Here is a 26,175-nt window from a genome sequence, read left to right on the forward strand (position 1 = left end):
GTCTAGATCTCTATGCTGCACGAGTTGTGCCAAGCCGCCGCCCTTTCAAAGAGCAGGAACCGGCAATCCTGCCCACATTCTTCATTCGATGCCCTTTGCCTTGTGGATGGCGTTACGCTGCTTCGCGGAAGCGGTATCCGACTCCGTAGAGCGTTTCGATCATATCAAAATCGAGATCAACCATCTTGAATTTCTTGCGAAGACGCTTGATGTGGCTGTCAATCGTGCGGTCATCCACATAAACTTGCTCATCATAGGCCGCATCCATCAGCGCATCGCGACTTTTCACGACGCCGGGACGCTGGGCGAGCGAGTGGAGAATCAAAAATTCCGTCACAGTCAACGTGACCGGCTCGCCTTTCCAGGTGCAGGTATGACGCTCCTGGTCCATGACGAGCTGGCCGCGTTCCAGCGAACGGGCCTGCTGCACGGCGCCGGGCTTGGCAGCCACACCCGCTGTTCCTCCAGTCGTAGCCACGGCTTCTCGGGCCGAGGCACGTCTCAGGACCGCCTTGACGCGCTCGACCAGCAGGCGCTGGGAGAAAGGCTTGGTGATGAAATCGTCGGCCCCCATCTTCAGGCCGAAGAGCTCATCGATCTCCTCATCCTTGGAGGTCAGGAAAATCACCGGCATGTCGGATTTCTGCCGCAGGCGGCGCAGCAATTCCATGCCGTCCATGCGGGGCATCTTGATGTCGAAAATAGCCAGCTGCGGCGGGCGAGCCAGAAGACCGTCGAGCGCGGAAGCACCGTCCGTATAGGTCTCGACCTTGTATCCTTCAGCTTCCAGAGCAATCGAAACGGAAGTGAGAATATTGCGGTCGTCATCTACGAGCGCGATTGTCAGCATGGTGTTCGTCTCCGTCATCAAGAGCGCATCTCCGGATTTGAGGTCCAGTCCGGTTCCCGGCTCGGGTAGCCGGAACCAGGCGCGCTTATCGGGATAAAGGTGGAACAAATTGTGGCAAAGATAAAGGGCAAGCCGATGCGATCGGCTGAAGCAGCTTTAAAATTGCGTGAAATTTTGTTCGATAAGAATCAAGACCTTCAAACGATTTAAAATAATCTGCAGAAATTTAAATCGATTAAATAATTGATATCACTGGATTTTTTCGAATTTGTGATCTTGCGCTTTTAAAAAAGCTCTCTACTCTTTGGGCAGTTTCAACGGCAGTGATCTGCAGAGAGGACCAAGCCATGCAGCAGTTCGGAGTACGCAATCCGGCGACGGAGCTGGAGACGATCGGGTTAGGAAACGCCGCAAGTGTGCGTTATAACCTCGCTGCAGCCCGCCTCTATGAAGAAGCGATTCGCCGCGGTGAAGCCGATCTGACGGCCCATGGCGCCCTGCGCGCCATCACCGGTCAGCATACCGGACGTTCTCCGAAAGATAAGTTTGTCGTCCGCGATGCCACGACAGAAGACCAGATCTGGTGGGACAACAACAAGCCCATGTCGCCGGAGCATTTTGCTCTGCTGCACAAGGACATGCTCGCCCATGCCGCCGGAAAAGACCTCTTCGTGCAGGATCTGGTCGGCGGCGCCGACGTGGACTACACGCTGCCAACACGCGTGATCACCGAGTTCGCCTGGCACTCGCTGTTCATCCGCAACCTGCTGATCCGCCCGGAACGCTCGGCGCTCGAAGCCTTCGTACCGAAGCTGACGATCATCGATTTGCCGAGCTTCCGTGCCGATCCGGAGCGCTACGGCTGCCGCTCGGAGACGGTCATTGCCTGCAATTTCGCCGAAGGCATCGTCCTGATCGCCGGCACCTCCTATGCCGGCGAGATGAAGAAATCGGTCTTCACTGTCCTGAACTACCTCCTGCCGGAAAAGACCGTCATGCCGATGCACTGCTCGGCCAATGTCGGTCCCGACGGTGACGCCGCGATCTTCTTCGGCCTTTCGGGCACGGGCAAGACAACGCTCTCTGCCGACCCGACCCGTACGCTGATCGGCGACGACGAGCATGGCTGGGGCGAAAACGGCATCTTCAACTTCGAGGGCGGCTGTTACGCCAAGACCATCCGCCTGTCGGCCGAGGCCGAGCCGGAGATCTACGCAACCACGCGGCGTTTCGGCACCGTGCTGGAGAATGTCGTGCTCGATGAACACGGCATGCCTGATCTCGACGACGGTTCGCTAACGGAAAACACCCGCAGCGCCTATCCGCTGGATTTCATCCCGAACGCGTCGGAAACCGGCATGACCGGCCATCCTCGGACGATCATCATGCTGACCGCCGATGCCTTCGGCGTCATGCCGCCGATCGCCCGGCTGACCCCGGAGCAGGCCATGTACCACTTCCTGTCCGGTTACACCGCCAAGGTCGCCGGCACCGAAAAGGGCGTGACCGAGCCGGAAGCAACCTTCTCGACCTGCTTCGGCGCACCCTTCATGCCGCGTCATCCGGCCGAATACGGCAATCTACTCAAGGAGCTGATCGGCCGCCACGGCGTTCAATGCTGGTTGGTCAACACGGGCTGGACCGGTGGTGCCTACGGAACGGGTCATCGCATGCCGATCAAGGCGACGCGCGCGCTGCTGTCGGCTGCGCTGAAGGGCGATCTAGATGACGTCGAATTCCGCGTCGATCCGAATTTCGGCTTTGCGGTTCCGGTCGCGGTGACTGGCGTTGAAAGCGGTATCCTCGATCCGCGTTCGACCTGGGCTGACGGCGTGGCCTACGACGCACAGGCGAGCAGGCTCGTGCAGATGTTCATCACCAACTTTGCCAAGTTCGAAGATCATGTGGACGGTAACGTCCGTGATGCAGCGCCCGGCGTGCGGGCAGCTGCCGAGTAATTGTGCTCACCTTGACTCACGTGAAACCCGGCGAGCGATCGCCGGGTTTTTCTTTGCCTGCAGGAATGTTTTCAAGCGCCCGCCAATGTGGGATAGACGGACGCGGAGAAAAACATGGCCAGCGATACGCTTTACATCAATGACAGGATCACCATTGCCGGCTGGGAGCTGAGCGAACAATTCGTTCTGGCGGGCGGTCCCGGCGGTCAGAACGTCAATAAGGTGTCGACGGCGGTTCAGCTGTTCTTCGACATCGCCAATTCGCCGTCGCTCAATGATCGCGTCAAGGCAAATGCAATCCGCCTGGCGGGCCGGCGGGTCTCGAAGGACGGCGTATTGATGATCGAGGCAAGCCGTTTCCGCAGCCAGGATCGCAACCGCGAGGACGCCCGCGAGCGTCTGAAGGAACTTATTCTGGAGGCGGCCGCGCCTCCGCCTTCGCCACGCCGCAAGACCAAGCCCACCAGGGGCTCGATAGAGCGCAGGCTGAAGGAAAAATCAGGCCGGTCCGAAGTCAAGAAGATGCGCGGCAAGCCTGGCGGTGATTAAGCGAATTTTAATTTAGCATCTTGTCTTTCCGCGCCCGCGCACTCCTTTACCCTTGTCGAAACAGATCAAGGGAGAGCGTCGTGGGGTTGTTCAATTTCATCAAGGAAGCCGGAAAGAAGCTCGGCATCGGTGGCGGCGAGCCGGACGCGGCGTCGGTCAAGAAGGAGCTCGATTCGCATGGGCTCGGCACGGATGGCGTCAACGTCCAAGTGGCCGGCGACAAGATCGTGCTGCAGGGTGAGGTCAAGGACCAGGCGGCGTTCGAGAAGGCCGTGATCGCGGTTGGAAACACGCTCGGAATCTCGAAGGTCGAGGCGGGCGAGTTGAAGGTTGCGGCAGCGCCGGCCAAGGATCCCGTCCTCTATACCGTCAAGAAGGGCGACAATCTCTGGAAGATCGCCGAGGCCGAATATGGCAAGGGGCAGGGCGCCAAGAATAACATCATCTTCGAAGCCAACAAGCCGATGCTGACCCATCCAGACAAGATCTATCCCGGCCAGGTTCTGCGCATTCCGCCTCTGGAAGGCTAGGCGGCCGGGTGATATTGCGGTTCTCGAGGTTCATCGACCGGGATATCAGCAATGTCCACCCTGCCGAATGGCGCAAGATATATTCCGGACTATCTCGACCGCGTCAGGCAAGAGGCGCTGGTCGAGACGATCCGCACCGTCGTGGCCGAGGCGCCGCTGTTTGTTCCTGTTATGCCCGGAACCGGCAAGCCGATGTCCGTGCGCATGACCAATTGCGGTCCTCTCGGCTGGGTGACGGATAAGGAACGCGGCTATCGCTACCAGCCGACCCATCCTGTGACAGGAAAGCGATGGCCGGCGATACCGGCCGACCTCCTCCAGCTATGGACCGACATAGCCGGCTATGAAAAACCGCCGGAAGCCTGCCTCGTCAATTTCTACGCTGACGACGCCCGCATGGGTCTCCACCAGGACAAGGACGAGAAGGACCTCGAGGCTCCGGTTCTGTCCATCTCGCTCGGCAACACCTGCCTCTTCCGCGTCGGCGGCAACAACCGGTCGGATCGCACGCTATCCTTCAAGCTTTCAAGCGGCGATATCGTGGTGCTGGGGGGCGAGGGCAGGCTTTGCTTTCATGGGGTCGATCGCATCTATCCGGCAACGTCGACGCTGCTCAAAAACGGCGGACGGATCAATCTGACTTTGAGACGTGTAACCTGACGTCTTTCCCCCGTCGGAAGGCGCCGATTGCTAGAGCTTCCGCAACGCCACCTGCTCAATCAAGTGATTCTTTCCCTTCTGCAGGATGAGATCGGCCCTTGGCCGTGTCGGCAGAATATTCTGGCGAAGGTTCTTGAGGTTGATGTTCTTCCAGAGTCCTTCGGCGGTTCTCAGTGCTTCGTCTTCCGTGATCGAGGCATAGCGGTGGAAGAAGGAATTCGGGTCGCGGAACGCCGTTTCCCGGAGCTTCATGAAACGGTTGACGTACCAGTTGCGGATCAGGCTCTCTTCCGCATCGATATAGATCGAGAAATCGAAGAAATCAGAGACCATCGGGATGATCTTGCCGTCGGCGGGCAGATGCCTCGACTGGAGCACGTTGATGCCCTCGAAGATCAGGATGTCGGGCCGGTCGACGACCCTGTATTCGTCCGGCAGCACGTCATAGACCAGATGTGAATAGCAGGGCGCCTTGACATTCTGCTGTCCGGCCTTGATCGCCGAGAGGAAGCGCAGCAGCGCTGCCGTATCGTAGCTTTCCGGAAAGCCCTTGCGCTGCATGAGATTGCGCTGCTGCAGCACCGCATTCGGATGCAGAAACCCGTCCGTGGTGATGAGGTCGACCTTCGGGCTCGACGGCCAGCGGCCCAAAAGCTCTTTCAGGACGCGCGCCGTGGTTGATTTGCCGACCGCGACCGAGCCGGCGATGCCGATAACGAAGGGCGTCTTGGTAACGTCAGACAGGCTCAGGAATCGGTTGCGCTGTTCAAACAGGATCTGCGATGATTCCACATGCGAGGAGAGCAGGCGCGACAGCGAAAGATAGATGCGCCTGACCTCGTCGAGATCGATCGGGTCGCCCATCGAGCGCAGCCGTTTCACTTCGTCGGCGGTCAACGTCAGCGGTGTATCCGCGCGAAAATGCGACCACTCTTCGGAAGAAAAGAAATGATAGGGCGAATAGGCATTCGCCTGGAAGTGATCGAGCGGTTCTGGTGCCGCGGAAATCTGAGTTGCTATACTCATGAGCTCTATCGCTTGGCCTTTTCTTCGAGGCCGGATTGGGTGGTGCGCCGCTCAAGCTCGCTCATGACATTCTGTAACGGAATATCAGCAATCTTCAATACGACCATCAGGTGATAAAGAAGGTCCGCAGCCTCGTAGGTCAGGTTTTCGCGGTCGTTGGTGACCGCCGCCATGACGGCCTCGACCGCTTCCTCTCCCAGTTTCTTGGCAGCCTTCGGTTGGCCGGCGGCATAAAGTTTGGCGGTCCAGGATTCCTCCGGAGAGGCCTTTGAACGCTTATCGACGATCTGTTCCAGATCGGAGAGGGTAAATCCGCTCATAGCCTTCCTTAGCTGTCAATCAAGCCGCATCGCGATGCCGCGCTCAGACATATAGTGCTTTGCTTCGCCTACGGAATAGGTGCCGAAATGGAAGATGGAGGCGGCAAGCACCGCCGTTGCATGTCCTTCCTTCACCCCGGCGACCAGATCGTCCAATGAGCCGACGCCGCCCGACGCGATGACGGGTACGCGAACCGAATCGGCGATCGTCCGCGTCAGCTCCAGATCGTAGCCGATCTTGGTGCCATCGCGGTCCATGGAGGTGACCAGCAGCTCGCCGGCGCCGCGCTCGACCATCTTATGCGCGAACTCGACCGCATCGATGCCCGTGGGCTGCCGGCCGCCATGGGTGAAGATCTCCCAACGATCACCTTCGCCGGCCCCCGAAACCTTCTTGGCATCGATCGAAACGACGATGCACTGGTTGCCGAATTTGTCGGCGGCCTCTTTGACGAAATCGGGATTGTTGACCGCGGCCGAATTGATCGACACCTTGTCGGCGCCGCTGAGCAGCAGCTTGCGGATATCGGCCACGGTGCGGACGCCGCCGCCGACGGTCACAGGCATGAAGCATTGCTCGGCAGTGCGGGCCACCACGTCGAAGATCGTATCGCGATTGTCCGAGGAGGCAGTGATGTCGAGGAAGCAAAGCTCGTCGGCGCCGGCCGCATCATAGGCCTTGGCCGCCTCGACCGGGTCGCCGGCATCTATGAGATTGAGGAAGTTCACGCCCTTGACGACACGGCCGTCCTTGACGTCAAGGCAGGGAATGACGCGAGCCTTCAGGGTCATTGCGCAGCCTCCTTTGCGCGGGCGGCCTTGATCAGCGCCAAAGCTTCCGCAGGGTCGATACGGCCATCGTATAGCGCGCGGCCGGAAATAGCACCTTCGAGCTTGCGCGCATCCGGCTCAAGCATCCGGTGAATATCGTTGATCGAAGCAAGGCCGCCCGACGCGATGACGGGGATCGAAACGGCTTCCGCCAGTTCCAGCGTCGAATCCCAGTTGATGCCGGTCAGGATGCCGTCGCGGTCGATGTCGGTATAGATGATCGCGGCAACGCCCACACCTTCGAACTTTTTCGCAAGCTCGATCACGCCAAGCTCGGAAGCTTCCGCCCAGCCCTCGACGGCAACCTTGCCGCCCTTGGCATCTATGCCGACCGCGACGCCATCGGGAAAGAGCCTGCAAGCCTCCATGACGAGCATCGGATCACGAACGGCAACCGTACCAAGGATGACGCGCGTCAGGCCGCGGGACAACCAGCTCTCGATATGGGCGAGCGTGCGAATGCCGCCACCGAGCTGGACCGGGTTTTTCGTCGATTTCAGGATGGCGTCGACAGCCGCGCCATTGACCGTCTCGCCGGCAAAAGCGCCGTTGAGATCGACCACATGCAGCCATTCGAAGCCCTGTTCCTCGAATGCTTTCGCCTGGGCGCCGGGATCTGGGTTGTAGACGGTGGCCTGCTCCATGTCTCCAAGCTTCAGCCGCACGCACTGCCCATCCTTGAGATCGATGGCGGGAAATAGGATCATTGGTCTGTCCTTAAGGCACGCGCGAGCTCAAGGCTTCCAGCGCAGGAAATTGGCAATCAGCGCCAGGCCGAGTCTCTGGCTCTTTTCGGGATGGAACTGCGAGCCGGCCATGTTGTCGCGACCGACGAAAGCGGTCATGGGGCCGCCGTAGTTCGTCGTCGCGATGACATCGCCGGGCTTTTCGGCAGCGAGATGGTAGGAATGCACGAAGTAAGCATGCAGACCGTCCGTCCCGGTTGGAATGCCGTCGAAGAGCGGATGCGGATGGGCAAGATCGAGCGTATTCCAGCCGATCTGCGGAACCTTCAAATTGGGATCGCCGGGCGCCATTTCAACGACGTCGCCCTTGATCCAGCCAAGCCCCTTGGTGATCGTCTTCTCAAGTCCGCGAGAGGACATCAGCTGCATCCCGACGCAGATGCCGAGGAACGGCCGCGCCTTGTGCTCCACAACCTCCATCAGCGCTTCCGTCATGCCGGCGACCGCATCGAGGCCGCGGCGGCAATCGGCATAGGCGCCGACGCCGGGCAGCACGATCCGGTCTGCGGTCGCGACCCGGTCAGCCTTGTCGGTCAGGTCGATCGTTGCGTCGATGCCGGCTTCCCGGGCGGCACGTTCGAAGGCTTTCGTGGCGGAACGGAGGTTACCCGACCCGTAGTCGATGATTGCAACACGCATAAATCAACGACCTCCGTCGTAGCCGGGAAGCCCGAAAGCGTTACCACGGCTCTGGGAACCGGAAGAAGGCGGCATATCCCATTTTACTGCAGGGATATCCTCCTTTTCAGCGGGCTCCATGTCTGAGAAATAAATGTCTTCCGCCGTCGCGAGATTGGCCGCCGAAAGAAGCCCCTCCGGCCGCCAGCCCCTGGACGAAAGGTTCGAAAACACAAGGTGCCGACCTTCGAATGCGGTCAGGAAATGCACCGCAAAGATGATAGCCGCGCCTGCCGGACCGAACCCCTGCATGCTGAGCAACTGGAACCCGATCGCTTGGACGAGAAACGCAACGATCGCGTGAAACCACAGCCGATGAAAGAGAAGCCAGAGCACGGGAAATAGAAAGGCCGGAAACGAAAAGCTGTCGCGGATGAACCGCGTCTTTTCGAGGTTTCCGCCGGTCGCCTCTGGAGGCGTCAAAATCAGATAGCTTGCCATCATATTGCTCCCGATAGACTCAGGCGAGCGTGCCCTTCGTCGAGGGCACGCGGCCTGCCTGCCGTGGATCGATCTCTGTTGCCGTGCGCAGTGCGCGGGCAACGGCCTTGAAACACGTCTCGGCGATATGATGGTTGTTGGCGCCATAATGATTGAGGATATGCAGCGTGATACCGGCATTCTGCGCCAGTGCCTGGAAGAATTCGCGCACCAGTTCGGTGTCGAACGTGCCGATTTTCGGCGAGCTGAAATTGACGTTCCAGACGAGGAACGGCCGGCCGGAAATGTCGATGGCCGCCTTCGTCATGGTTTCATCCATGGCAAGGTCGATCGAAGCGTAGCGTGTGACGCCGCGCCGGTCGCCGAGCGCCTTGGAAATGGCCTGGCCGATCGCAATGCCGGTGTCTTCGACCGTGTGGTGATCGTCGACATGAAGGTCACCCTTTGTCTCGATCTCCATGTCGATCAGCGAATGACGCGACAGCTGGTCCAGCATATGGTCGAAAAAGCCGACACCCGTCGAAATCTTCGATTTGCCGGTGCCGTCGAGATGGACAGAAACGGAAACCGATGTCTCGTTCGTCTTGCGGGAAACGCTGGCCGTGCGGCTCGCTGCGGTCTCTGCCATGGGGCTGCTCCATCGGAATGAAGGCCGTTCCATATCAGGCACATCGACAAATATCTAGCTCTCACCGGAACCTTGCGACGTATCATGACGGATCGCCTATCTTACTGACGATGAGTGAATTGGCAGATGACTTCATTTGGTATGTTGGGAGCACCATCCGATCGGTAGTCACCCCCGAATTTCTGTTTGCTGCCAGGATCGAAGGCCGCCCAGAGGACCGTACCAATTAGCAAGCCCACGGTTCTTTGCGACGAATCCCATCGAACGGAAACATCCGATTGCGAGAAATCAGGCTGGCCGGAAAAGATCCAAATGACGTCGGCAATCTTGTCGCCGCTGTCGGCGTCGACTTCATAAAGGTAAAAATAGCCGGTTTCGCCATCATACTCGAATACGCCGGCGAGATCTCCAGCCGAGCGAACGGCACTCTCGAAAATCTCATTCATTTTAATCCTCTCCGTCCGGATGGTTTTCGCCGGCAAGAATGCGCGCGCCAGAAATCGCAAGCATTTGCAATCGCGAAAAGCCCTCTTACATAGGTCTCGACGGGGCCGAAGCGCGGCCCGACAAAAAGCCCGCCAGAACGGGGGCAAACAGGTGTTCTATGACAACGATTATTACTGTGAGGAAGGGTGGCAAGGTAGTGATGGCCGGCGATGGTCAGGTCAGCCTCGGCCAGACCGTTATGAAGGGCAATGCCCGCAAGGTTCGCCGGATCGGCAAGGGTGATGTCATCGCAGGCTTTGCCGGCGCGACCGCCGATGCTTTCACTTTGCTCGACCGCCTCGAAAAGAAGCTCGAGCAGTACCCCGGCCAGCTGATGCGCGCCGCCGTCGAACTCGCCAAGGATTGGCGCACCGACAAATATCTGCGCAATCTCGAAGCCATGATGCTGGTTGCCGACAAGTCGATCACGCTCGCAATCACAGGTAATGGCGATGTTCTCGAACCGGAACATGGCGCAATCGCCATCGGCTCAGGCGGCAATTATGCCTTCGCGGCAGCCCGCGCGTTGATGGATTCGGACAAGTCTGCAGAAGACGTTGCCCGCCGTGCCCTCGATATCGCCGCCGACATCTGCGTCTATACCAATCACAACATCCTGATCGAAACGCTCGACGCCGAAGCCTGAGTTCCTATCTTGAATGTGTCCAGCCCTGACGGGAAACCAATAATATGACTACTTTCTCACCCCGCGAGATCGTTTCCGAACTCGACCGTTACATCATCGGCCAGCATGAGGCTAAGCGCGCCGTCGCGATTGCGCTTCGCAACCGCTGGCGCCGCCAGCAGCTTGAGCCCGATCTGCGCGACGAAGTCATGCCGAAGAACATCCTGATGATCGGACCGACGGGTGTCGGCAAGACCGAGATTTCTCGCCGCCTTGCCAAGCTCGCCGGTGCGCCATTCATCAAGGTGGAAGCCACCAAGTTCACCGAAGTCGGCTATGTCGGCCGCGATGTCGAGCAGATCGTTCGCGATCTGGTCGAGGTCGGCATCGGCCTCGTGCGCGACAAGAAGCGCGCCGAAGTGCAGGCGAAGGCTCATGACAGCGCCGAAGAGCGCGTGCTCGACGCGCTGGTCGGTTCCACCGCATCGCCCGCCACCCGCGACAGCTTCCGCAAGAAGCTGCGCAATGGTGAGCTCGACGACAAGGAAATCGACATCGAAGTTGCCGATACCGGCTCGGGCATGCCCGGCGGTTTCGAAATTCCCGGCATGCCCGGCGCCAATATCGGTGTCCTGAACCTGTCGGAAATGTTCGGTAAGGCGATGGGCGGCCGTACCAAGAAGGTGCGCACGACAGTCAAGGATAGCTACAAGGAGCTGATCCGCGACGAATCCGACAAGCTGATCGACAATGAGGCGATTCAGCGCGAAGCCGTCCGCTCTGCCGAAAACGATGGTATCGTCTTCCTTGACGAGATCGACAAGATCGCTGCCCGCGACGGCGGTGTCGGCGCGGGCGTATCGCGCGAAGGCGTACAGCGCGATCTGCTGCCGCTCGTCGAAGGTACGACAGTTTCGACGAAGTACGGCCCGGTCAAGACGGATCATATCCTGTTCATCGCCTCGGGCGCCTTCCATGTCGCCAAGCCGTCGGACCTGCTCCCCGAGCTGCAGGGCCGCCTGCCGATCCGCGTCGAGCTGAAGCCGCTGACCAAGGAGGATTTCCGCCGGATCCTAACGGAAACCGAGGCGAGCCTCATCCGCCAGTACAAGGCGCTGATGGAAACCGAAGGTCTCTCGCTCGACTTCAGCGAAGACGCGATCGATGCGCTCGCCGAAGTCGCCGTCCATCTCAACTCGACCGTCGAGAATATCGGCGCTCGCCGTCTGCAGACGGTCATGGAGCGGGTGCTGGACGAGATTTCCTACGATGCTCCGGATCGCGGCGGCCAGGCGGTCAATATCGATGCCGCCTATGTCCGCCAGCATGTCGGCGATCTCGCCAACAATACCGACCTGTCGCGCTACATCCTCTAGTACGGCAAGCGGAAGCACTCTAACGACTCGACAACGGGCCTTTTACTTTTTAGTGAAGGCCCGTTTCCTTGTGCGTGAAAAGCTCGAGTGCGGCATCTTTCGGCCAAGATTGTGGTCCACGCAGCCGCTTCGAAACACCCGATGAACTTGTCGATAGGGTAGCCGATCGTGCGACGCATCCTGATTTCCCTTCTCGTGGCCATTGTCAGCCTGTCCTGGATTCCTGCGGCCTACGCCATCCAGACCGTGCCGCCAGGCAATCGCAATGCCGAGCAGCCGGATATTCCAGGGGCATCGGTTCGCCGCACGAAGGGCACCAACTCCACCTTCGAGCGGAAATATCAGAAGGTGCGAGAGCTGCTTGCGACAGACAAGCAGCTGATGTCGAAGATCAAGTCGGTCTCCGCCGCCTACGGCATCGCTCCGATCCATGTCATCGGCGCGCTGGTCGGCGAGCACACCTACAATGTCGATGCCTATGACGGCCTGCAGAGCTACTATGTGAAGGCAGCCTCCTATGCCGGCGAAAGCTTCCGCTTTGCCTATAACGGCGAGAGCGTCGATGATTTCGTGGCGCGGCCGCAATTTGCCGCCTGCAACGGCAAGTCCGACTCCTACAGCCTCTGGACATGTCGCGATGATGTCTGGGAGAGCGATTTCCGCAGCAAGACCGTCGGCGGGGAGTCTTTCCCGAACAATCGCTTCAGCGCCGTCTTCTTCCAACCTTTTTATGCCGGGCAGACCTTTGGTCTCGGCCAGGTCAATCCGCTGACCGCGCTGGAACTGTCGGATCTGGTGAGCAGGGTTTCCGGCATACCGAAACTCAACGAAAAGAAGGCCGGCGACGTCTACAAGGCGATCATGGATCCCGATCTCTCGCTCGCCTTCGTTGCCGCCTCGATCCGCAAGTCGATCGACGATTATCGTTCGATCGCCGGCATGGATATTTCCGACAATCCGGGAATAACGGCGACGCTTTATAATGTCGGCAATACCCGCCAGCGCGCCGCCGCCCTTGCCGCCAAGAACAAGGCATCGGGACAGACCGTCTGGCCCGAGGAAAACTATTACGGCTGGCTGATCAACGACAAGCTGGACGACCTGAAATCGCTGCTCTAATCTTCGCTGTGGGCGGACGATAACTTCAGGCAATTCCGTTGCATCCGGAATTGCCTTAAATCAGGAAGACAGAGGCGATCTCATGGATATGAGTCCCGAGCCCTTCACACCGCCTGCGCCGATCCCCCGTAACAAGCCGCCGTCGCGGCTGCAGATCGTCCGCACCATCCTGCGCAATCCGCTGGAGCTCTGGGGCGAGCCTTCCTATACCTTGCCCTGGATCGCGACCAGCTTCTTTGGGGCGCATACGCTGATCGTTAACGATCCCGGCCTCATCAAGCATGTGCTGGTCGATAATGCCTCGAATTACCGCATGTCGGATATCCGACAGCTTGTGTTGCGCCCGATCCTGCGTGACGGGTTGCTGACGGCGGAAGGGCAGGTCTGGAAGCGGTCGCGAAAGGCGGTTGCGCCTGTTTTCACGCCGCGACACGCCCAGGGCTTTGCCGATCAGATGCTGCAGCAGACGGAGGAGTACGTCCGGAAATATGAGGAATCGGGGCCGGATGGAATGGTCTCGGATATTGCCATCGACATGACCGAACTGACCTTTGCGATCCTTGCCGATACATTGTTCTCGGGCGAGATCGTCAGCGCCAGCGGTCACTTCGCCGACGATGTCAATGAACTGCTGCATCGCATGGGCCGCGTCGATCCCATGGATCTGCTGCGCGCGCCTTCCTGGGTTCCACGTGTGACACGCATCGGCGGCCAGAAGGTTCTCGACAAGTTCCGCGGCATTGTCCGCGACACCATGAACCAGCGCCTCGACAAGATGAGAAGGGATCGGGCCTCGGCGCCGGAGGATTTCCTGACGCTTCTTCTGGAACAAGCCGGCCCTGACGGCCTGACGATGGAGGAAATAGAAGACAATATCCTGACCTTCATCGGCGCCGGCCACGAAACGACGGCAAGGGCACTTGCCTGGACGGTCTATTGCGTCGCCAACTCCCCGCATATCCGCGCCGGCATGGAGGAAGAGATCGACCGTGTGCTCGCAACCGGGGCAAAGCCCGTAGAATGGCTCGACCTCATGCCGAACGTCCGCGCAGCCTTCGAGGAAGCGATGCGGCTCTATCCGCCCGCACCGTCGATCAATCGCGCTGCGATCACCGACGATGTCTGGGTGAGCCCCAAGGGAGAGCGTGTCGAGATCCCGGCCGATATCACCGTTCTCGTCATGCCCTGGACGCTGCATCGCCACGCGCTCCATTGGGAAAAGCCGCGTGCTTTCATGCCGGAGCGCTTCCTTCCGGAGAATCGCGGCAAGATCAATCGCTTCCAATATCTCCCCTTTGGCGCCGGTCCGCGCGTCTGCATCGGCGCGACCTTCGCGTTGCAGGAGGCGGTGATCGCGCTTGCCGTCATGATGCATCGCTTTCGATTCGACGTGACCGCAGATACCAATCCCTGGCCGGTGCAGAAATTGACGACGCAGCCGCAAAATGGCCTGCCGATGCTGGTCACGCCGCGCGCTGCCGCATAATTCCTCCGTAGAGAGGTCCGATTTTGCCGTTTCCCGGCTAGCGGCGCGGCTTGCAAGAGTGTCATAAGGGTATGACTTTCCGCCTCAGGGACTCGATAAGCGCGTGACTTCGCATTTCCTGCTCGGCATCGATACGGGTGGAACCTACACCGATGCCGTCCTCTTCCACGAAACCGACGGCGTTATCGCCAAGGCCAAATCGCTGACAACCCGCCATGACCTGGCAATCGGGATATCAGGCGCGGTCGATGCTGTTATCGCCAAGGCCGACGTTCCCATCTCTGCAATCAGCCTGGTCTCGCTGTCGACGACGCTTGCGACCAATGCGCTGGTCGAAGGGCAGGGTGGCCGCGCCGGCCTCGTCATGATCGGTTTTGGACCCGAAGATCTGAAACGCGACGGTCTTGCGGAAGCCCTGGGCTCCGACCCCGTGATCTTTCTGCGGGGCGGCCACGATGTCCACGGCAGTGAAACGCCGCTCGACATGTCGGCGCTGGAAGCGGCCCTGCCGGAGCTTGCGAAGTCAGTCTCGTCCTTCGCCATCGCCGGCTATTTCGCTGTCCGGAATCCGGCTCATGAAATCAGGGTGCGCGACAGGATCCGAGAAATATCGCATCTGCCTGTCACCTGCAGCCACGAGCTTTCCTCGAAGCTCGGCGGCCCGCGCCGCGCCCTGACCACGCTTTTGAACGCCCGCCTTGTCTCGATGATCGACCGGCTGGTCGGCGCCTGTGAAGGCTTCCTCATTGCCCGTGGCATCGACGCCCCTGTCATGGTCGTGCGCGGTGACGGCGCCCTGATCTCGGCTGCCGAGGCCAAGTTGCGGCCGATCGAGACGATTCTCTCCGGCCCCGCCGCAAGCCTGGTCGGCGCGCGCTACCTTACAGGGCTCGACAACGCGGTCGTATCGGATATTGGCGGCACGACGACCGACGTTGCCGTGCTGGACAATGGCCGCCCCCGCCTCGATGCCGAAGGTGCCGTGATCGGCGGCTATCGCACCATGGTCGAGGCCGTCGCCATGCGGACCTATGGGCTTGGCGGCGATTCCGAGGTGAAAATCAACGAACGCGGCCTGACCGCGTCCTTCGAACTCGGCCCACGGCGTTTGTTGCCGCTCAGCCTAGCGGCCCATATTCACCCCGACGCCGTGCTGCCCGTTCTCGAACGGCAGTTGCGCGCTCCCCATCTCGGCCGCAACGACGGTCGCTTTGCGGTTCGCACCGGCGTGCCGGATCATCTGGCAAGCGGACTGCAGCCACAGGAGCAGGCGCTGTTCGACAAGATCGGCGCGATCCCCGTGGCGCTCGACCAGCTTCTGACGTCGACGCCGCAGAAGGCGACGCTCGATCGCCTCGTCGCCCGCGGCCTCGTCCATCTCTGCGGGCTGACCCCATCAGACGCCATGCACGTGCTCGGCCGACAGGGACAGTGGAACGCGGAAGCGGCGAGGCTTTTTCTCTCGCTGGCACTGCGCATCCGCGATGGCTCCGGCCGGTCGATCTCGGCATCGGCGGAGGATTTGGCGCAGCGCATCGTCGATCGCCTGACCCGTCAATCCGCCGACGTGATCCTGTCGGCGGTACTGTCGGAAGACGGTATCGATCTCGATCCGGCGAGATCGACGCCGATCGACCGGGCGCTCCACAGGTCCCCCGGCATCGTCCGGTTCGCTGTTTCGCTGGATCGGCCGTTGGTCGGCCTTGGGGCTTCCGCGCCCGTCTACTATCCGGCCATCGCCGACCTGCTTGCGAGCGATAGCGCCATTCCCGCCGATTCGGATGTTGCCAATGCCATCGGCGCCGTCGTCGGCCAGGTGCGCGCCACGATCTCCGTTTTCGTCACCATGCCGGAGGATGGCATCTATATATTGAGCGGCGCGGGCGAGCCCATCCGCCTGACGGATGAAGAGAGAAGCTTTGCCGTCGCCCGGGAGCGGGCTGAAGCCGCAGCCATCGCCCACGCGCGTCGGAATGGTGCGGAAGATCCGGTCGTCTCCGTTGTCGAGGATATAAGGGCACCGGAAATCGAGGGCAATCGCAAGCTCATCGAGGCGCGCTTTACGGCGACTGCAAGCGGACGGCCGCGGATCGCCCATTGATTGTTTCCCATATGATATAAATCTTTCGAACTATTGCCAAATTGACTGGGCGCACCGTCAGCCGCAAACTGGCACGATAAGAGATCTGAGCCGCCGGTCGGCATGAGGAGAAAGTTCATGAGTCGCATTGATAAAAACGGGCTTGCGATCGACACCGAGCTGCATGATTTCCTGGTCAGCGAGGCGCTGCCGGGTTCAAGCATCGATCCCGATACTTTCTTCGCCGGCTTCTCCGCGATCGTCCACGATCTCGCGCCGAAGAACCGCGCGCTGCTCGCCAAGCGGGATGAGCTGCAGCTCAAAATCGATGACTGGTACCGCAAGAACGGCGCACCGACCGACATGGAAGCCTATCAGGGCTTTCTGAAGGAGATCGGCTACCTCCTGACGGAAGGCGCGGAATTCAAGATAACGACCGAGAATGTCGATCCCGAGATCGCCTCGATTGCCGGCCCGCAGCTCGTCGTCCCGGTCATGAACGCCCGCTATGCGCTGAACGCAGCCAATGCCCGCTGGGGTTCGCTCTATGACGCCCTCTACGGTACCGACGCGATCCCGGAAACCGATGGCGCCGAAAAGGGCCGGGGCTACAATCCGAAGCGCGGTGAAAAGGTTATCTCCTGGGCACGTGACTTCCTGGATTCCGCTGCACCTCTGTCCGGTGCAAGCTGGAAGGACGTGACTGGTATCGCCGTCAAGGACGGCGCCCTGTCGCTGATGGCCGGCAACAAGTCCGTTAGTCTCAAAGATACAGCGCATTTTGCCGGTTATCTCGGCGATGCTGCAAAGCCGACGCACGTGCTGTTGAAGAACAACGGCATCCATGTCGAGATCGTCGTCGATGCCAGCACGGATATCGGCAAGGGTGATCCGGCCAATATCGCCGATGTTAGGCTCGAATCGGCGATCACCACGATCATGGACTGCGAGGATTCGATCGCCGCCGTCGATGCGGCAGACAAGACCGTCGTCTATCGCAACTGGCTCGGCCTGATGAAGGGCGATCTCAGCGAAGAGGTCTCGAAGGGCGGCAAGACCTTCACCCGCAGCCTCAATCCTGACGTCGCCTACATCGCACCCAATGGATCGAGCTTCGAGCTGCATTGCCGCTCCCTGATGCTGATCCGCAATGTCGGGCACCTGATGACCAACCCGGCTATCCTCGATCGCGACGGAAATGAAGTTCCTGAGGGCATCATGGACGCCATGATCACCGCGCTAATCGCCCTGCGCGATATCGGCCCGAACGGCCGCCGCAAGAATTCCCGCAGCGACTCCATGTATGTGGTCAAGCCGAAGATGCATGGGCCGGAAGAGGTCGCCTTCGCCGTCGAGATCTTCTCGCGGGTCGAAGACATCCTCGGCATGAAGCCCAACACCATCAAGATGGGCATAATGGACGAGGAGCGCCGCACGACGGTCAACCTCAAGGAATGCATCCGCGCAGCCAGCGAGCGGGTCGTCTTCATCAATACCGGCTTCCTGGATCGTACCGGCGACGAAATGCACACCTCGATGGAAGCCGGACCAATGATTCGCAAGGGCGATATGAAACAGGCGGCCTGGATAGCAGCCTATGAAAACTGGAATGTCGGTATCGGCTTGGAATGCGGCCTCTCGGGCCATGCGCAGATCGGCAAGGGCATGTGGGCGATGCCTGATCTGATGGCCGCCATGCTGGAACAGAAGATCGCCCACCCCAAGGCAGGCGCCAACACGGCCTGGGTGCCGTCTCCGACCGCCGCGACGCTGCACGCGACCCACTATCACCGCGTCAACGTCGCCGAAGTCCAACAGGGTCTGAAATCTCGCGCGCGGGCCAAGCTCTCCGACATTCTCTCGGTGCCGGTCGCCGTCCGCCCGAACTGGACGCCTGAGGAAATCCAGCGCGAGCTCGACAACAACGCACAGGGCATCCTCGGCTATGTCGTGCGCTGGGTCGACCAGGGCGTCGGCTGCTCGAAAGTGCCCGATATCAACAATGTTGGCCTGATGGAGGATCGCGCCACGCTGCGCATTTCCGCCCAGCACATGGCGAACTGGCTGCACCACAAGGTCGTCACCGAAGCTCAGATCATCGAGACGATGAAGCGCATGGCCGCCGTGGTCGATGGGCAGAACGCCTCCGATCCGAATTATATCAACATGGCCGGCAATTTCGACGGCTCCATCGCCTTCCAGGCGGCGCTCGAACTTGTGCTCAAGGGCAGGGAGCAGCCGAACGGCTATACGGAACCGGTCCTGCATCGCCGTCGCCTGGAGCTGAAGGCAAAGCAGGCGGGGTGAGGCTGGGAGGCGGAGCGTTGTTTAGGTTGGGCCACCTACCTCGATATTGACGTGCGACCCCTCATCCGGCTGCCGCCACCTTCTCCCCGCCTGCGGGGAGGAGGGGATGTTGCGCTGATACTGCTCAAATCTCTACGCTTGAAACGAGGCACGATAGCGCCGCGGGTCCCTTCTCTCCGTCAAGAACGGGGAGAAGGTGGCGGCAGCCGGATGAGGGGCTGCAAGGCGTACCTTGAGCGAAAACGAAAGATGGCCATCCCCATCCCGTCACACCACAAAAACATAAAGGCCGCCAGATATCACTCTTGGCGGCCTTTTCAATAGAGGCGTCCAGCAATTACTGGATCACGACGACCTTGGTTTCGCGGCCCGGCAGGACGCGGCTGTAGAGGTCGATGACGTCCTGGTTGATCAGGCGGATGCAGCCCGAGGAAGCGGCGGTGCCGATCGAGGCCCATTCCGGCGTGCCGTGCAGGCGGAACAGCGTGTCCTGGCCCTTGTCGTTGTAGAGATACATGGCGCGGGCGCCGAGCGGGTTTTCGAGGCCCGGGTTCATGCCGTCGTCGACGAACTTTGCGATCTCGGGACGGCGAACAGCCATTTCCTTCGGCGGGTGCCAGTTCGGCCATTCCTGCTTCCAGGCAACGTAGGCGGTGCCCGACCAGGCGAAGCCCTGCTTGCCGACGCCGATGCCGTAGCGCATCGCTTCGCCATTGCCGAGGATGTAGTAGAGATGACGCTCGCGGGTGTTGACGATGATCGTGCCGGCCTTTTCATCGGAATCGTACTTCACGATCTGGCGACGGAATTCCGGCTTGACCTTCTGGATCGGGATCGCCGGCAGGGAGAAGCCGGAATCCGTGACGACGCCATAATCGCTGTCGAAGGTCTTCAGCGTTTCTGCCGAAGCGGCAGCCGAGCTGAGTGGTGCAGCCATGGCGGAATTGCCGGCCACGGCGAGCGTAGCGACAAGGCCGAATACGGTCATTGCATTGCGGAGGCGCATGAGCAGTCTCTTTGGTTTTGTTTAGGGAGGATATCGCGACGCTTCGAACGTCTTTCACTAAGGTTTATTTTCCATTAGAATCGCCTTTGCAAGCCGCAGTGGCGCCACAAATATTCGTGATCGGCGCAATTAAGATTCGCATGGCTTTTTTGCAACAAGACATGCCCGGAATAGACCGCAAATCATGACGATTTTGAACGTTTACAATAACAATCCGTTAATAGACGGGCGGCAGTCCGATCGGGCGATGATGGTACGTCGTGGAACGCAGATATTGCTTCACGAGATGCGCCACGCGGTGTTGCCTGAACTGTCCCTCGCCAGTGGCCGCCGCGCTGATCTGATCACATTGTCGGACAAGGGCGAAATCTGGATTGTCGAGATCAAGACGTCGATCGAGGACTTCCGGGTCGACCGAAAGTGGCCCGAATACCGTCTGCATTGCGACCGGCTGTTCTTTGCGACGCACAAGGACGTGCCGCTCGATATCTTCCCGGAAGATTGCGGGCTGTTCTTGTCGGATGGCTATGGCGCTCACATGATCCGCGAGGCGCCCGAGTATCGCCTGCCGCCTGCGACGCGCAAATCGGTCACGCTGAATTTTTCGCGCGCGGCAGCCCAACGGCTACTGATGGCCGAGTGGGCCAGCGGCAAACCATTCCCGATCGAATAAGGGTCGTTACTTCGGCGCGCGCTTGGCGAGGATGCGCTGAAGGGTGCGGCGGTGCATGTTGAGCCGGCGTGCGGTCTCCGAGACATTGCGCTCGCACATTTCATAGACGCGCTGGATATGTTCCCAGCGGACCCGGTCGGCCGACATCGGATTTTCCGGTACTTCCGCCTTTTCGCCAGGCCGCTGCGTCAGCGCCGAATAGATTTCGTCCGCGTCGGCAGGCTTGGAGAGATAGTCGACGGCGCCAAGCTTAACGGCTGTAACCGCGGTTGCAATATTGCCGTATCCAGTCAGCATGATGACGCGGGTATCGCTGCGGCGCTGGCGGATCGCCTCGATGACGTCGAGGCCGTTGCCGTCGCCGAGCCTGAGGTCAACCACGGCATATTTCGGCGGATGCGACTTGGATTTGATAACGCCTTCCGCGACGGATTCGGCGGTTTCGACGACAAAGCCCCGGGTTTCCATGGCGCGTGCAAGCCTGCGCAGAAAAGGCCCGTCGTCATCGACGATCAGCAATGTCTTGTCGGGGCCGATGTGATCCTCGACGCTGCCGCCCGATATCGGCGCGGCTTGCGTGTCTTCATGCATGTCAATCATCCTACACAATCCCGGCGGCATGTTCCGCCTGCATAAATTGCTGCTCTTCAACGAACTTGTTGTAAGCCGCCAAAATCAATTTGTCGAATTACTGTCTACTAACATTCTCGGCCATTCGATGCGAATTCTTGCCCCCGGTGTTTCCGGGTCGCGGTTGTCGAAATTGAGCACCGCGCCTGATCGCTCCAGCAAGGTTTTGGCGATGAAGAGACCAAGGCCGAGCCCGCCTGCCGTATCGTCGCGCTGCCGGCTGGTCACATAAGGTTCGCCTATCCGCGTCAGAACATCCGGCGAATAACCGTTGCCGTCGTCCTCGATGACGATGACTAGCAGTTCGGGGTTGTACTCGACCGTGACAGTCACCTTGCTGCGCGCATAATCGACGGCATTTTCGATGAGATTGCCGAGCCCGTACATGATACCCGAATTGCGGCTCAGGATCGGCTCGCCGGAACGGGGGCTTTTCTCGATAATCTCGAGATTGATGCCGAATTCGCGATGCGGCGCGATGATCTCTTCCATCATGGAGGAGAGAGTAAGCCGCCGCATATGCGCCTCGTCATCGGAGGACAGCGTCGTCAGCCGGCGCAGGATGTCGCGGCAACGCTCGCTCTGGCTTCGAAGCAGCGCCACGTCTTCGCGGTAGCGCTCGTCGTGGCTGAGTTCCCGCTCCATCTCCTTGGCAACGACGCTGATCGTCGCAAGCGGCGTGCCGAGTTCGTGGGCCGCGGCTGCCGCAAGTCCATCGAGCTGCGAGAGATGTTTCTCGCGCTGGAGCACGAGCTCCGTTGCCGCAAGCGCCTCCGCAAGCTGGCCTGCCTCCATCGACACGCGATAGGCATAAAAGGCCGCAAATGCCATTGTGGACGCGATCGAGCACCAGACGCCGAGCTGCATGACGCTGTGAACATTCACCTCGATGCCGCCGTACCAGGGCAGGGGGAAGGGCGAGAAGGCGAGTCCCGTGATGCAGATCATCGCGAGTACGATCAGCACCATGCTGTAGCGGATCGGCTGCGAGGCGAAGGATATGATGACGGGCACGCAGACGAGCACCGAGAAGGGATTGGCAAGCCCGCCGGTTATGAACAGCAATCCGCAAAGCTGAAGCAGGTCAAGGCCGAGCAGAGCGAAAGCGGCCGGCGGTTCCAACCGGTGCGTCGCCGGATAGCGCAGTGTCAGGAAGAAATTGATCCAGGCAAGGCATGCGATCAGCACGCAGCACGGCATCAGGGGCAGCGGGAATTTCAGCCAGAAGGCAACGATCGCAACCGTCACGGTCTGGCCACCGACGGCGAGCCAGCGCAGACGAACGATCGTCTGCAGACGCAGTCTCCGGCTGGTCTTGTAGTCGTGCGGCGCCTTTGCGTCCGCTTCAGTAATAATTCCGAATCCTCTGCGAAGCCACTGCATGTCCATCATGTACCACGCGGCTTTGCTCTTGTCGTCGGGACAGCGCCGGCGGGATCGTCCGGCCAGGGATGTCTCGGATAGCGCCCCCGCATATCGGCGCGCACATCCTTCCAGGATCCGGCCCAGAAGCCCGGCAGATCGCGGGTTGTCTGGATCGGGCGGTGCGCCGGGGAGGTCAGTTCGAGCAGCAGCGGCAGGCGTCCGCCGCCGATGGAAGGATGTTCCTTCAGCCCAAAGAGCTCCTGAACGCGGATCGTCAGTGTCGGCTCCTCTCCGTCATATTGTATCGGATGGCGCTGTCCCGTGGGCGCTTCGAAATGCGTCGGCGCCAGCTTGCTCAATTCGCGCTGCAACTCGTGAGGCACCAGCGACATCAGCCCATTTGACAACCCACCGGACGAAATATCCGAGAGGCCCCGCGCCTCCGCCTGAAACGGAACGAACCAGTCGTCGAGCCGCTGGAGCAGGGCTTCGTCTCCCATGTCGGGCCAGGGCTCGCCGATCGTCCGATAGAGAAAGCCGATCCGGTCCCGCAATTGCGTCGCGTCCTTGGAGAAGGGCAAGACGTCGAGCCCGAGATCGGCAATGCCCTCGGCCAGCGCCTTCGCAACCTTTTCGCCCGAGGGCCGGGGCAGAGGCGTCTCATCGAAGATGATCGCGCCGAGCCGCGTGACGCGCCGCGCCCGCACCTGCCGGCTTGCCCTGTCGAAGATGCATTGCTCCTCGGTCTTGATCGCGCCCGGCAGATAGGCCTCGACATCGCCGCGGGAAATCTCCGCCGCCGCCAGAATGCGCGCCTGCGCTGCCCGGCCGGTCAGGTCGGCTATGATGAGCATCGTCGAGCCGGAAAGCCGATCCGTCTCCGGCAATTCAGCACCCCGCCCGTTAGCCATGACAAACCGCCCGCGGCCTCCGCGCTGCAGCGCGATTCGATCCGGGAAGGCATGCAGCAACAACTGGCCGGCCGTGACGGCGCCCGCTGCTCCGGGATCCTTCGCTCCCGCCGCAGCCGCCAGCCGTCCCGCCAGCCGCCGTGACGCCTCGGCCCGCTCGCCTTTTTCAGATTTGAAGCGCCGCAGCCTGTCTTCGAGATCGACGCTGGGGCCGCCGAGCCCCTGCTCCGTCAGCAAAACCGCAAGCAGCGCCGCCTCACGCCCCTGGCCGATCTCCGCTGCCGATATGACCATGGCCGACAGCCGTGGCGGTAAAGCGAGGTTACGCATCAGCCGGCCATGGGCCGTCAGCATATTGTCGTCGTCGAGCGCACCGAGCTGGCGCAACAATGCCCGCGCCTCGCCGAGCGTTGTCGCCGGCGGCTGATCGACAAAGGAAAGGGTCGCAGGATCCTGAACGCCCCAATGAGCAAGGTCGAGCGCCAGTCCCGAAAGATCGCTGGAGAGGATCTGCGGCGGCGTGAACGCCGGCAGTGCTGCCGTCTGCCCCTGATGCCAGAGCCTGACGGCAACGCCCGGCTCGGTTCTGCCGGCACGGCCGGCCCGCTGGTCGGCCGACGCGCGCGACACCCGCACCGTCTCCAGCCGCGTGATCCCCGTCGAAGCCTCGAAAACAGGAAGCCGCTGCAAGCCGCTATCGATGACGATGCGGACGCCATCGATGGTGATCGAGGTCTCGGCGATCGAGGTCGCCAGCACGATCTTGCGCAAGCCGGTCGGCGCAGGCTTGATCGCCGCGTCCTGTTCCTTCTGGCTGAGATTGCCGTAAAGCGGCGTGATCGTGGTCGAAGGACCGAAACGGCCTTCCAGCCGCTCCACCGTACGGGTGATTTCACCCTGTCCCGGCAGGAAAGCGAGTATGGAACCCGCCTCCGTAGCATGAGCCTCTATGATGGAGCGCGTCACCGTATCCTCGATCCGCTCGCCGGCCGGCCGCTCTTGATAGCGGATATCGATCGGAAAGCTGCGGCCCATGCTTTCTATGACCGGCGGATGATCGAGCAGGGCGGCCACGCGCTCCACATCCAGCGTCGCCGACATGACGAGGACCCTGAGGTCCTCGCGCAGCGCCGACCGCACGTCGAGCGCCAAGGCCAGCCCGAAATCCGCATCCAGCGACCGCTCGTGAAACTCATCGAAGATGACGGCGGCCACACCCGCAAGCTCCGGATCGTCGAGGATCATCCGCGCAAACACGCCTTCCGTCACCACCTCGATCCGGGTCCGGGCCGAAATGCGGTTGTCGAGGCGCATTCTGTAGCCGACGGTGTCCCCGACCTGTTCGCCAAGCAGCGAGGCCATCCGCGCCGCTGCCGCCCGTGCGGCAAGCCGCCGCGGCTCAAGCAGGATGATCCGGCCGTCGCCGCGCCAGGGAGCGCCAAGAAGATGAAGCGGCACCAGCGTTGTCTTGCCCGCACCAGGCGGGGCCGAGAGCACCGCCCGGCCCGCGCTCGCCAGCGCTTCGGCAATATCGGGCAGGACATGCGAGACCGGAAGCTCCGGAAGAGAAATCGTCATTCTATTATTTCAGTCCACCTGTTATTTCAGCCCACCGGTGACATGTTCATAGGCAATGATGGCGCCTGCCAGATCCTCTAGCGCCGCACCCACCGATTTGAACAGCGTGATTTCCTCGCTGCCGGAGCGTCCGGAGTGAGCACCCCCTACCAGATCGTGTAGTTCGGCACGAATGTCATGTGTCTTCAACACACCGCTCTTCAGCGGCTGGACGATGTCGCCCGCCTCTTTCACGGCTCCCGCCCGCGTATCGACGAAGACGGTCGCCCGGCCGATCGCTACATCGTCGGTCTCGCGCATGTCCGGCTTGAAGCCGCCGACGAGATCGAGATGGGCGCCGGGCTTCAACCAGGCGCCTTTTACCAGCGGTTCGCTGGAGAGTGTGACGCAGGATATGATGTCGGCGCTCCCTGCCGCTGCTTCCAGATTGCTGACGGCCTGCGCATTCAGTCCCAGAGCCTGGGCCTCGTCGGCCATTCTCAGGGCGCTGTCGCCGTTGCGGCCCCAGATAAGGAAGCGTTTGAGGGGGCGCACCTGCGCATGCGCCTGCATCATATTAAGTGAAAGCCGCCCTGTGCCGCAGATAAGAAGCTCTTCCGCCTCGGGATGTGCGAGATAACGGGCCGCGAGCGCAGAAGTCGCCGCTGTCCGCCGCGCCGTCAGCTCACCGCCGTCGATGGCCGCCAGCATCTCACCCGTTTTGCCTGAACATAAGAGATAGGTGCCGAAGATCGCCGGGAGTGCACGTGTAGTATTGTCCGGAAAGACCGAGACGATCTTGATCCCTGCATATAGGCCAGGCACCCAGGCAGGCATCAGGAGAAGGGTTGCGGAACGCTCGCCCGGAACCTCCACATCATGGTGATGGCGGATCGGCATGACGCAGTCGCCTCCAAACATGTCCGCGATCGCGTCGATCAGCTGAGGCCAAGCGAGGGCGGATCGGGTTGCGTCTTGGTCGAGTACCAACATGGCGAGCCTCCAGAATGCCGGTTCTTTCCCTATGTCCGGCGACAGCGCAAACTAGCGAATGCCGCATTCAGCGCAATATGGAGGAGAGGCGCGAGGATTGAATTGGCGTCTCCGAACGCTATCTCCCTACCGAGCGGCGCATCAGATGGAAAACGGTACCCGGATTCTTACCCATTTGGAGGCGAGTTCTGGGACGCTTGTGATTGTGCAGAAAAAAGATAAACGAAAACAGCATGTTACAAAAATGTCAAAAAACTTTGTTTGGCGCTGTTGACTAGTTCGTTGGGTAGGGTCTATAAGCCCGATCACTGACGAGGGCGGCGGCGCTGCTGGCGACGAATTGC

General features: G+C 60.6%; 25 protein-coding genes. 11 read left to right on the forward strand and 14 right to left on the reverse strand.

Translation table 11 applies throughout. The annotated features are described in order from the left end of the window. Positions 1 to 112: 112 nt before the first annotated feature. Positions 113 to 850, reverse strand: coding sequence for a response regulator transcription factor (locus tag DTW90_RS14200; protein WP_207910534.1), 738 nt, complete (start codon positions 848 to 850; stop codon positions 113 to 115). A 347-nt stretch (positions 851 to 1,197) separates the two neighbouring features. Here DTW90_RS14200 and DTW90_RS14205 point away from each other — a divergent pair, with 347 nt between their 5' ends. The 4 genes from DTW90_RS14205 to DTW90_RS14220 all read left to right on the forward strand — a co-directional run bounded on the left by DTW90_RS14205 (position 1,198) and on the right by DTW90_RS14220 (position 4,547). Further along, on the forward strand, positions 1,198 to 2,808 hold the full coding sequence (locus DTW90_RS14205; protein ID WP_149339077.1) for a phosphoenolpyruvate carboxykinase: 1,611 nt from the start codon (positions 1,198 to 1,200) through the stop codon (positions 2,806 to 2,808). A gap of 114 nt (positions 2,809 to 2,922) precedes the next feature. Beyond that, the gene (arfB, locus tag DTW90_RS14210) at positions 2,923 to 3,357 is read left to right on the forward strand and encodes an alternative ribosome rescue aminoacyl-tRNA hydrolase ArfB (RefSeq protein ID WP_149339079.1); all 435 of its coding nucleotides are present in this window, start codon (positions 2,923 to 2,925) and stop codon (positions 3,355 to 3,357) included. Positions 3,358 to 3,437: 80 nt separating this feature from the next. Further along, entirely contained in the window at positions 3,438 to 3,887 is a 450-nt protein-coding gene (lysM, locus tag DTW90_RS14215; RefSeq protein WP_132522551.1) for a peptidoglycan-binding protein LysM, read from the forward strand. Between the two features lie 51 nt (positions 3,888 to 3,938). Further along, positions 3,939 to 4,547 (forward strand): alpha-ketoglutarate-dependent dioxygenase AlkB, encoded by a 609-nt coding sequence (locus DTW90_RS14220; protein WP_149339081.1) that lies wholly within the window; start codon positions 3,939 to 3,941, stop codon positions 4,545 to 4,547. A 30-nt stretch (positions 4,548 to 4,577) separates the two neighbouring features. Here the strand turns inward: DTW90_RS14220 and coaA are convergent, their stop codons facing one another. The 8 genes from coaA to DTW90_RS14260 form a co-directional block, all read right to left on the reverse strand. Beyond that, on the reverse strand, positions 4,578 to 5,573 hold the full coding sequence (gene coaA, locus DTW90_RS14225) for a type I pantothenate kinase (protein ID WP_132522555.1): 996 nt from the start codon (positions 5,571 to 5,573) through the stop codon (positions 4,578 to 4,580). A 5-nt stretch (positions 5,574 to 5,578) separates the two neighbouring features. Next, positions 5,579 to 5,893: a phosphoribosyl-ATP diphosphatase gene (locus DTW90_RS14230; RefSeq protein ID WP_149339083.1), complete on the reverse strand. Its 315-nt coding sequence runs from the start codon at positions 5,891 to 5,893 to the stop codon at positions 5,579 to 5,581. A 15-nt stretch (positions 5,894 to 5,908) separates the two neighbouring features. Next, a complete protein-coding gene (gene hisF / locus DTW90_RS14235) occupies positions 5,909 to 6,685 on the reverse strand; it encodes an imidazole glycerol phosphate synthase subunit HisF (protein ID WP_149339085.1) in 777 nt (258 codons plus the stop codon). After that, positions 6,682 to 7,431 carry a 1-(5-phosphoribosyl)-5-[(5-phosphoribosylamino)methylideneamino]imidazole-4-carboxamide isomerase gene (hisA, locus tag DTW90_RS14240; RefSeq protein ID WP_149339086.1) on the reverse strand — a complete coding sequence of 250 codons (750 nt, stop codon included), beginning with the start codon at positions 7,429 to 7,431 and terminating at the stop codon, positions 6,682 to 6,684. The genes hisF and hisA overlap by 4 nt, the downstream gene beginning before the upstream one ends. A gap of 27 nt (positions 7,432 to 7,458) precedes the next feature. Next, entirely contained in the window at positions 7,459 to 8,109 is a 651-nt protein-coding gene (hisH, locus tag DTW90_RS14245) for an imidazole glycerol phosphate synthase subunit HisH (protein ID WP_149339088.1), read from the reverse strand. A 3-nt stretch (positions 8,110 to 8,112) separates the two neighbouring features. Continuing rightward, the gene (locus DTW90_RS14250) at positions 8,113 to 8,589 is read right to left on the reverse strand and encodes a DUF2628 domain-containing protein (protein ID WP_149339090.1); all 477 of its coding nucleotides are present in this window, start codon (positions 8,587 to 8,589) and stop codon (positions 8,113 to 8,115) included. Positions 8,590 to 8,608: 19 nt separating this feature from the next. After that, positions 8,609 to 9,217, reverse strand: a complete 609-nt coding sequence (gene hisB, locus DTW90_RS14255; protein ID WP_132522567.1) for an imidazoleglycerol-phosphate dehydratase HisB — start codon at positions 9,215 to 9,217, stop codon at positions 8,609 to 8,611. A gap of 101 nt (positions 9,218 to 9,318) precedes the next feature. Next, complete coding sequence (locus tag DTW90_RS14260) at positions 9,319 to 9,663, reverse strand: DUF2251 domain-containing protein (protein ID WP_188079945.1); 345 nt, start codon at positions 9,661 to 9,663, stop codon at positions 9,319 to 9,321. 158 nt (positions 9,664 to 9,821) lie between these two features. On the opposite strand from DTW90_RS14260, the gene hslV reads away from it, so the two are divergent. The 6 genes from hslV (at position 9,822) to DTW90_RS14290 (ending at position 18,696) form a co-directional block, all read left to right on the forward strand. After that, on the forward strand, positions 9,822 to 10,349 hold the full coding sequence (gene hslV, locus DTW90_RS14265) for an ATP-dependent protease subunit HslV (protein WP_149339094.1): 528 nt from the start codon (positions 9,822 to 9,824) through the stop codon (positions 10,347 to 10,349). Between the two features lie 44 nt (positions 10,350 to 10,393). Next, positions 10,394 to 11,704 carry an ATP-dependent protease ATPase subunit HslU gene (gene hslU / locus DTW90_RS14270; RefSeq protein ID WP_149339096.1) on the forward strand — a complete coding sequence of 437 codons (1,311 nt, stop codon included), beginning with the start codon at positions 10,394 to 10,396 and terminating at the stop codon, positions 11,702 to 11,704. 168 nt (positions 11,705 to 11,872) lie between these two features. Continuing rightward, positions 11,873 to 12,823 (forward strand): DUF1402 family protein, encoded by a 951-nt coding sequence (locus tag DTW90_RS14275; protein WP_132522573.1) that lies wholly within the window; start codon positions 11,873 to 11,875, stop codon positions 12,821 to 12,823. 82 nt (positions 12,824 to 12,905) lie between these two features. Next, the gene (locus tag DTW90_RS14280) at positions 12,906 to 14,309 is read left to right on the forward strand and encodes a cytochrome P450 (RefSeq protein ID WP_149339098.1); all 1,404 of its coding nucleotides are present in this window, start codon (positions 12,906 to 12,908) and stop codon (positions 14,307 to 14,309) included. Positions 14,310 to 14,412: 103 nt separating this feature from the next. Beyond that, positions 14,413 to 16,410: a hydantoinase/oxoprolinase family protein gene (locus DTW90_RS14285; protein ID WP_149339100.1), complete on the forward strand. Its 1,998-nt coding sequence runs from the start codon at positions 14,413 to 14,415 to the stop codon at positions 16,408 to 16,410. 117 nt (positions 16,411 to 16,527) lie between these two features. Beyond that, positions 16,528 to 18,696: a malate synthase G gene (locus DTW90_RS14290; protein ID WP_149339102.1), complete on the forward strand. Its 2,169-nt coding sequence runs from the start codon at positions 16,528 to 16,530 to the stop codon at positions 18,694 to 18,696. 337 nt (positions 18,697 to 19,033) lie between these two features. On the opposite strand, the gene DTW90_RS14295 is transcribed toward DTW90_RS14290, so the two are convergent. Further along, complete coding sequence (locus DTW90_RS14295; protein ID WP_132522583.1) at positions 19,034 to 19,702, reverse strand: L,D-transpeptidase; 669 nt, start codon at positions 19,700 to 19,702, stop codon at positions 19,034 to 19,036. 184 nt (positions 19,703 to 19,886) lie between these two features. Here DTW90_RS14295 and DTW90_RS14300 point away from each other — a divergent pair, with 184 nt between their 5' ends. Continuing rightward, complete coding sequence (locus tag DTW90_RS14300; protein ID WP_149339104.1) at positions 19,887 to 20,375, forward strand: MmcB family DNA repair protein; 489 nt, start codon at positions 19,887 to 19,889, stop codon at positions 20,373 to 20,375. A 6-nt stretch (positions 20,376 to 20,381) separates the two neighbouring features. Here DTW90_RS14300 and DTW90_RS14305 read toward each other — a convergent pair whose 3' ends face one another. From DTW90_RS14305 to DTW90_RS14320, 4 genes are all read right to left on the reverse strand, one after another. After that, positions 20,382 to 20,966: an ActR/PrrA/RegA family redox response regulator transcription factor gene (locus DTW90_RS14305; RefSeq protein ID WP_132522587.1), complete on the reverse strand. Its 585-nt coding sequence runs from the start codon at positions 20,964 to 20,966 to the stop codon at positions 20,382 to 20,384. Between the two features lie 84 nt (positions 20,967 to 21,050). Further along, a complete protein-coding gene (locus DTW90_RS14310; RefSeq protein ID WP_149339139.1) occupies positions 21,051 to 22,388 on the reverse strand; it encodes an ActS/PrrB/RegB family redox-sensitive histidine kinase in 1,338 nt (445 codons plus the stop codon). A gap of 5 nt (positions 22,389 to 22,393) precedes the next feature. Next, positions 22,394 to 24,859 (reverse strand): ATP-dependent helicase HrpB, encoded by a 2,466-nt coding sequence (hrpB, locus tag DTW90_RS14315; protein WP_149339106.1) that lies wholly within the window; start codon positions 24,857 to 24,859, stop codon positions 22,394 to 22,396. A gap of 21 nt (positions 24,860 to 24,880) precedes the next feature. Then, positions 24,881 to 25,831 carry an ornithine cyclodeaminase family protein gene (locus DTW90_RS14320; RefSeq protein WP_149339108.1) on the reverse strand — a complete coding sequence of 317 codons (951 nt, stop codon included), beginning with the start codon at positions 25,829 to 25,831 and terminating at the stop codon, positions 24,881 to 24,883. Between the last annotated feature and the right edge of the window lie 344 nt (positions 25,832 to 26,175).

It is taken from the genome of Neorhizobium sp. P12A, from assembly GCF_008365395.1.
Taxonomy (GTDB): domain Bacteria; phylum Pseudomonadota; class Alphaproteobacteria; order Rhizobiales; family Rhizobiaceae; genus Rhizobium.

Excerpts from the sequence above, each read along its gene's own strand:
- DTW90_RS14250 (WP_149339090.1), bottom strand. The coding sequence starts at position 8,589 with ATGGCAAGCTATCTGATTTTGACGCCTCCAGAGGCGACCGGCGGAAAC.
- hslU (WP_149339096.1), top strand. The coding sequence starts at position 10,394 with ATGACTACTTTCTCACCCCGCGAGATCGTTTCCGAACTCGACCGTTAC.
- DTW90_RS14320 (WP_149339108.1), bottom strand. The coding sequence starts at position 25,831 with ATGTTGGTACTCGACCAAGACGCAACCCGATCCGCCCTCGCTTGGCCT.
- DTW90_RS14310 (WP_149339139.1), bottom strand. The coding sequence starts at position 22,388 with ATGCAGTGGCTTCGCAGAGGATTCGGAATTATTACTGAAGCGGACGCA.
- DTW90_RS14260 (WP_188079945.1), bottom strand. The coding sequence starts at position 9,663 with ATGAATGAGATTTTCGAGAGTGCCGTTCGCTCGGCTGGAGATCTCGCC.
- DTW90_RS14300 (WP_149339104.1), top strand. The coding sequence starts at position 19,887 with ATGACGATTTTGAACGTTTACAATAACAATCCGTTAATAGACGGGCGG.
- coaA (WP_132522555.1), bottom strand. The coding sequence starts at position 5,573 with ATGAGTATAGCAACTCAGATTTCCGCGGCACCAGAACCGCTCGATCAC.
- DTW90_RS14295 (WP_132522583.1), bottom strand. The coding sequence starts at position 19,702 with ATGCGCCTCCGCAATGCAATGACCGTATTCGGCCTTGTCGCTACGCTC.
- hslV (WP_149339094.1), top strand. The coding sequence starts at position 9,822 with ATGACAACGATTATTACTGTGAGGAAGGGTGGCAAGGTAGTGATGGCC.
- DTW90_RS14290 (WP_149339102.1), top strand. The coding sequence starts at position 16,528 with ATGAGTCGCATTGATAAAAACGGGCTTGCGATCGACACCGAGCTGCAT.
- DTW90_RS14280 (WP_149339098.1), top strand. The coding sequence starts at position 12,906 with ATGGATATGAGTCCCGAGCCCTTCACACCGCCTGCGCCGATCCCCCGT.
- hisA (WP_149339086.1), bottom strand. The coding sequence starts at position 7,431 with ATGATCCTATTTCCCGCCATCGATCTCAAGGATGGGCAGTGCGTGCGG.
- hisF (WP_149339085.1), bottom strand. The coding sequence starts at position 6,685 with ATGACCCTGAAGGCTCGCGTCATTCCCTGCCTTGACGTCAAGGACGGC.
- arfB (WP_149339079.1), top strand. The coding sequence starts at position 2,923 with ATGGCCAGCGATACGCTTTACATCAATGACAGGATCACCATTGCCGGC.
- hisB (WP_132522567.1), bottom strand. The coding sequence starts at position 9,217 with ATGGCAGAGACCGCAGCGAGCCGCACGGCCAGCGTTTCCCGCAAGACG.
- DTW90_RS14230 (WP_149339083.1), bottom strand. The coding sequence starts at position 5,893 with ATGAGCGGATTTACCCTCTCCGATCTGGAACAGATCGTCGATAAGCGT.
- hrpB (WP_149339106.1), bottom strand. The coding sequence starts at position 24,859 with ATGACGATTTCTCTTCCGGAGCTTCCGGTCTCGCATGTCCTGCCCGAT.
- DTW90_RS14205 (WP_149339077.1), top strand. The coding sequence starts at position 1,198 with ATGCAGCAGTTCGGAGTACGCAATCCGGCGACGGAGCTGGAGACGATC.
- DTW90_RS14220 (WP_149339081.1), top strand. The coding sequence starts at position 3,939 with ATGTCCACCCTGCCGAATGGCGCAAGATATATTCCGGACTATCTCGAC.
- DTW90_RS14305 (WP_132522587.1), bottom strand. The coding sequence starts at position 20,966 with ATGCATGAAGACACGCAAGCCGCGCCGATATCGGGCGGCAGCGTCGAG.
- hisH (WP_149339088.1), bottom strand. The coding sequence starts at position 8,109 with ATGCGTGTTGCAATCATCGACTACGGGTCGGGTAACCTCCGTTCCGCC.
- DTW90_RS14200 (WP_207910534.1), bottom strand. The coding sequence starts at position 850 with ATGCTGACAATCGCGCTCGTAGATGACGACCGCAATATTCTCACTTCC.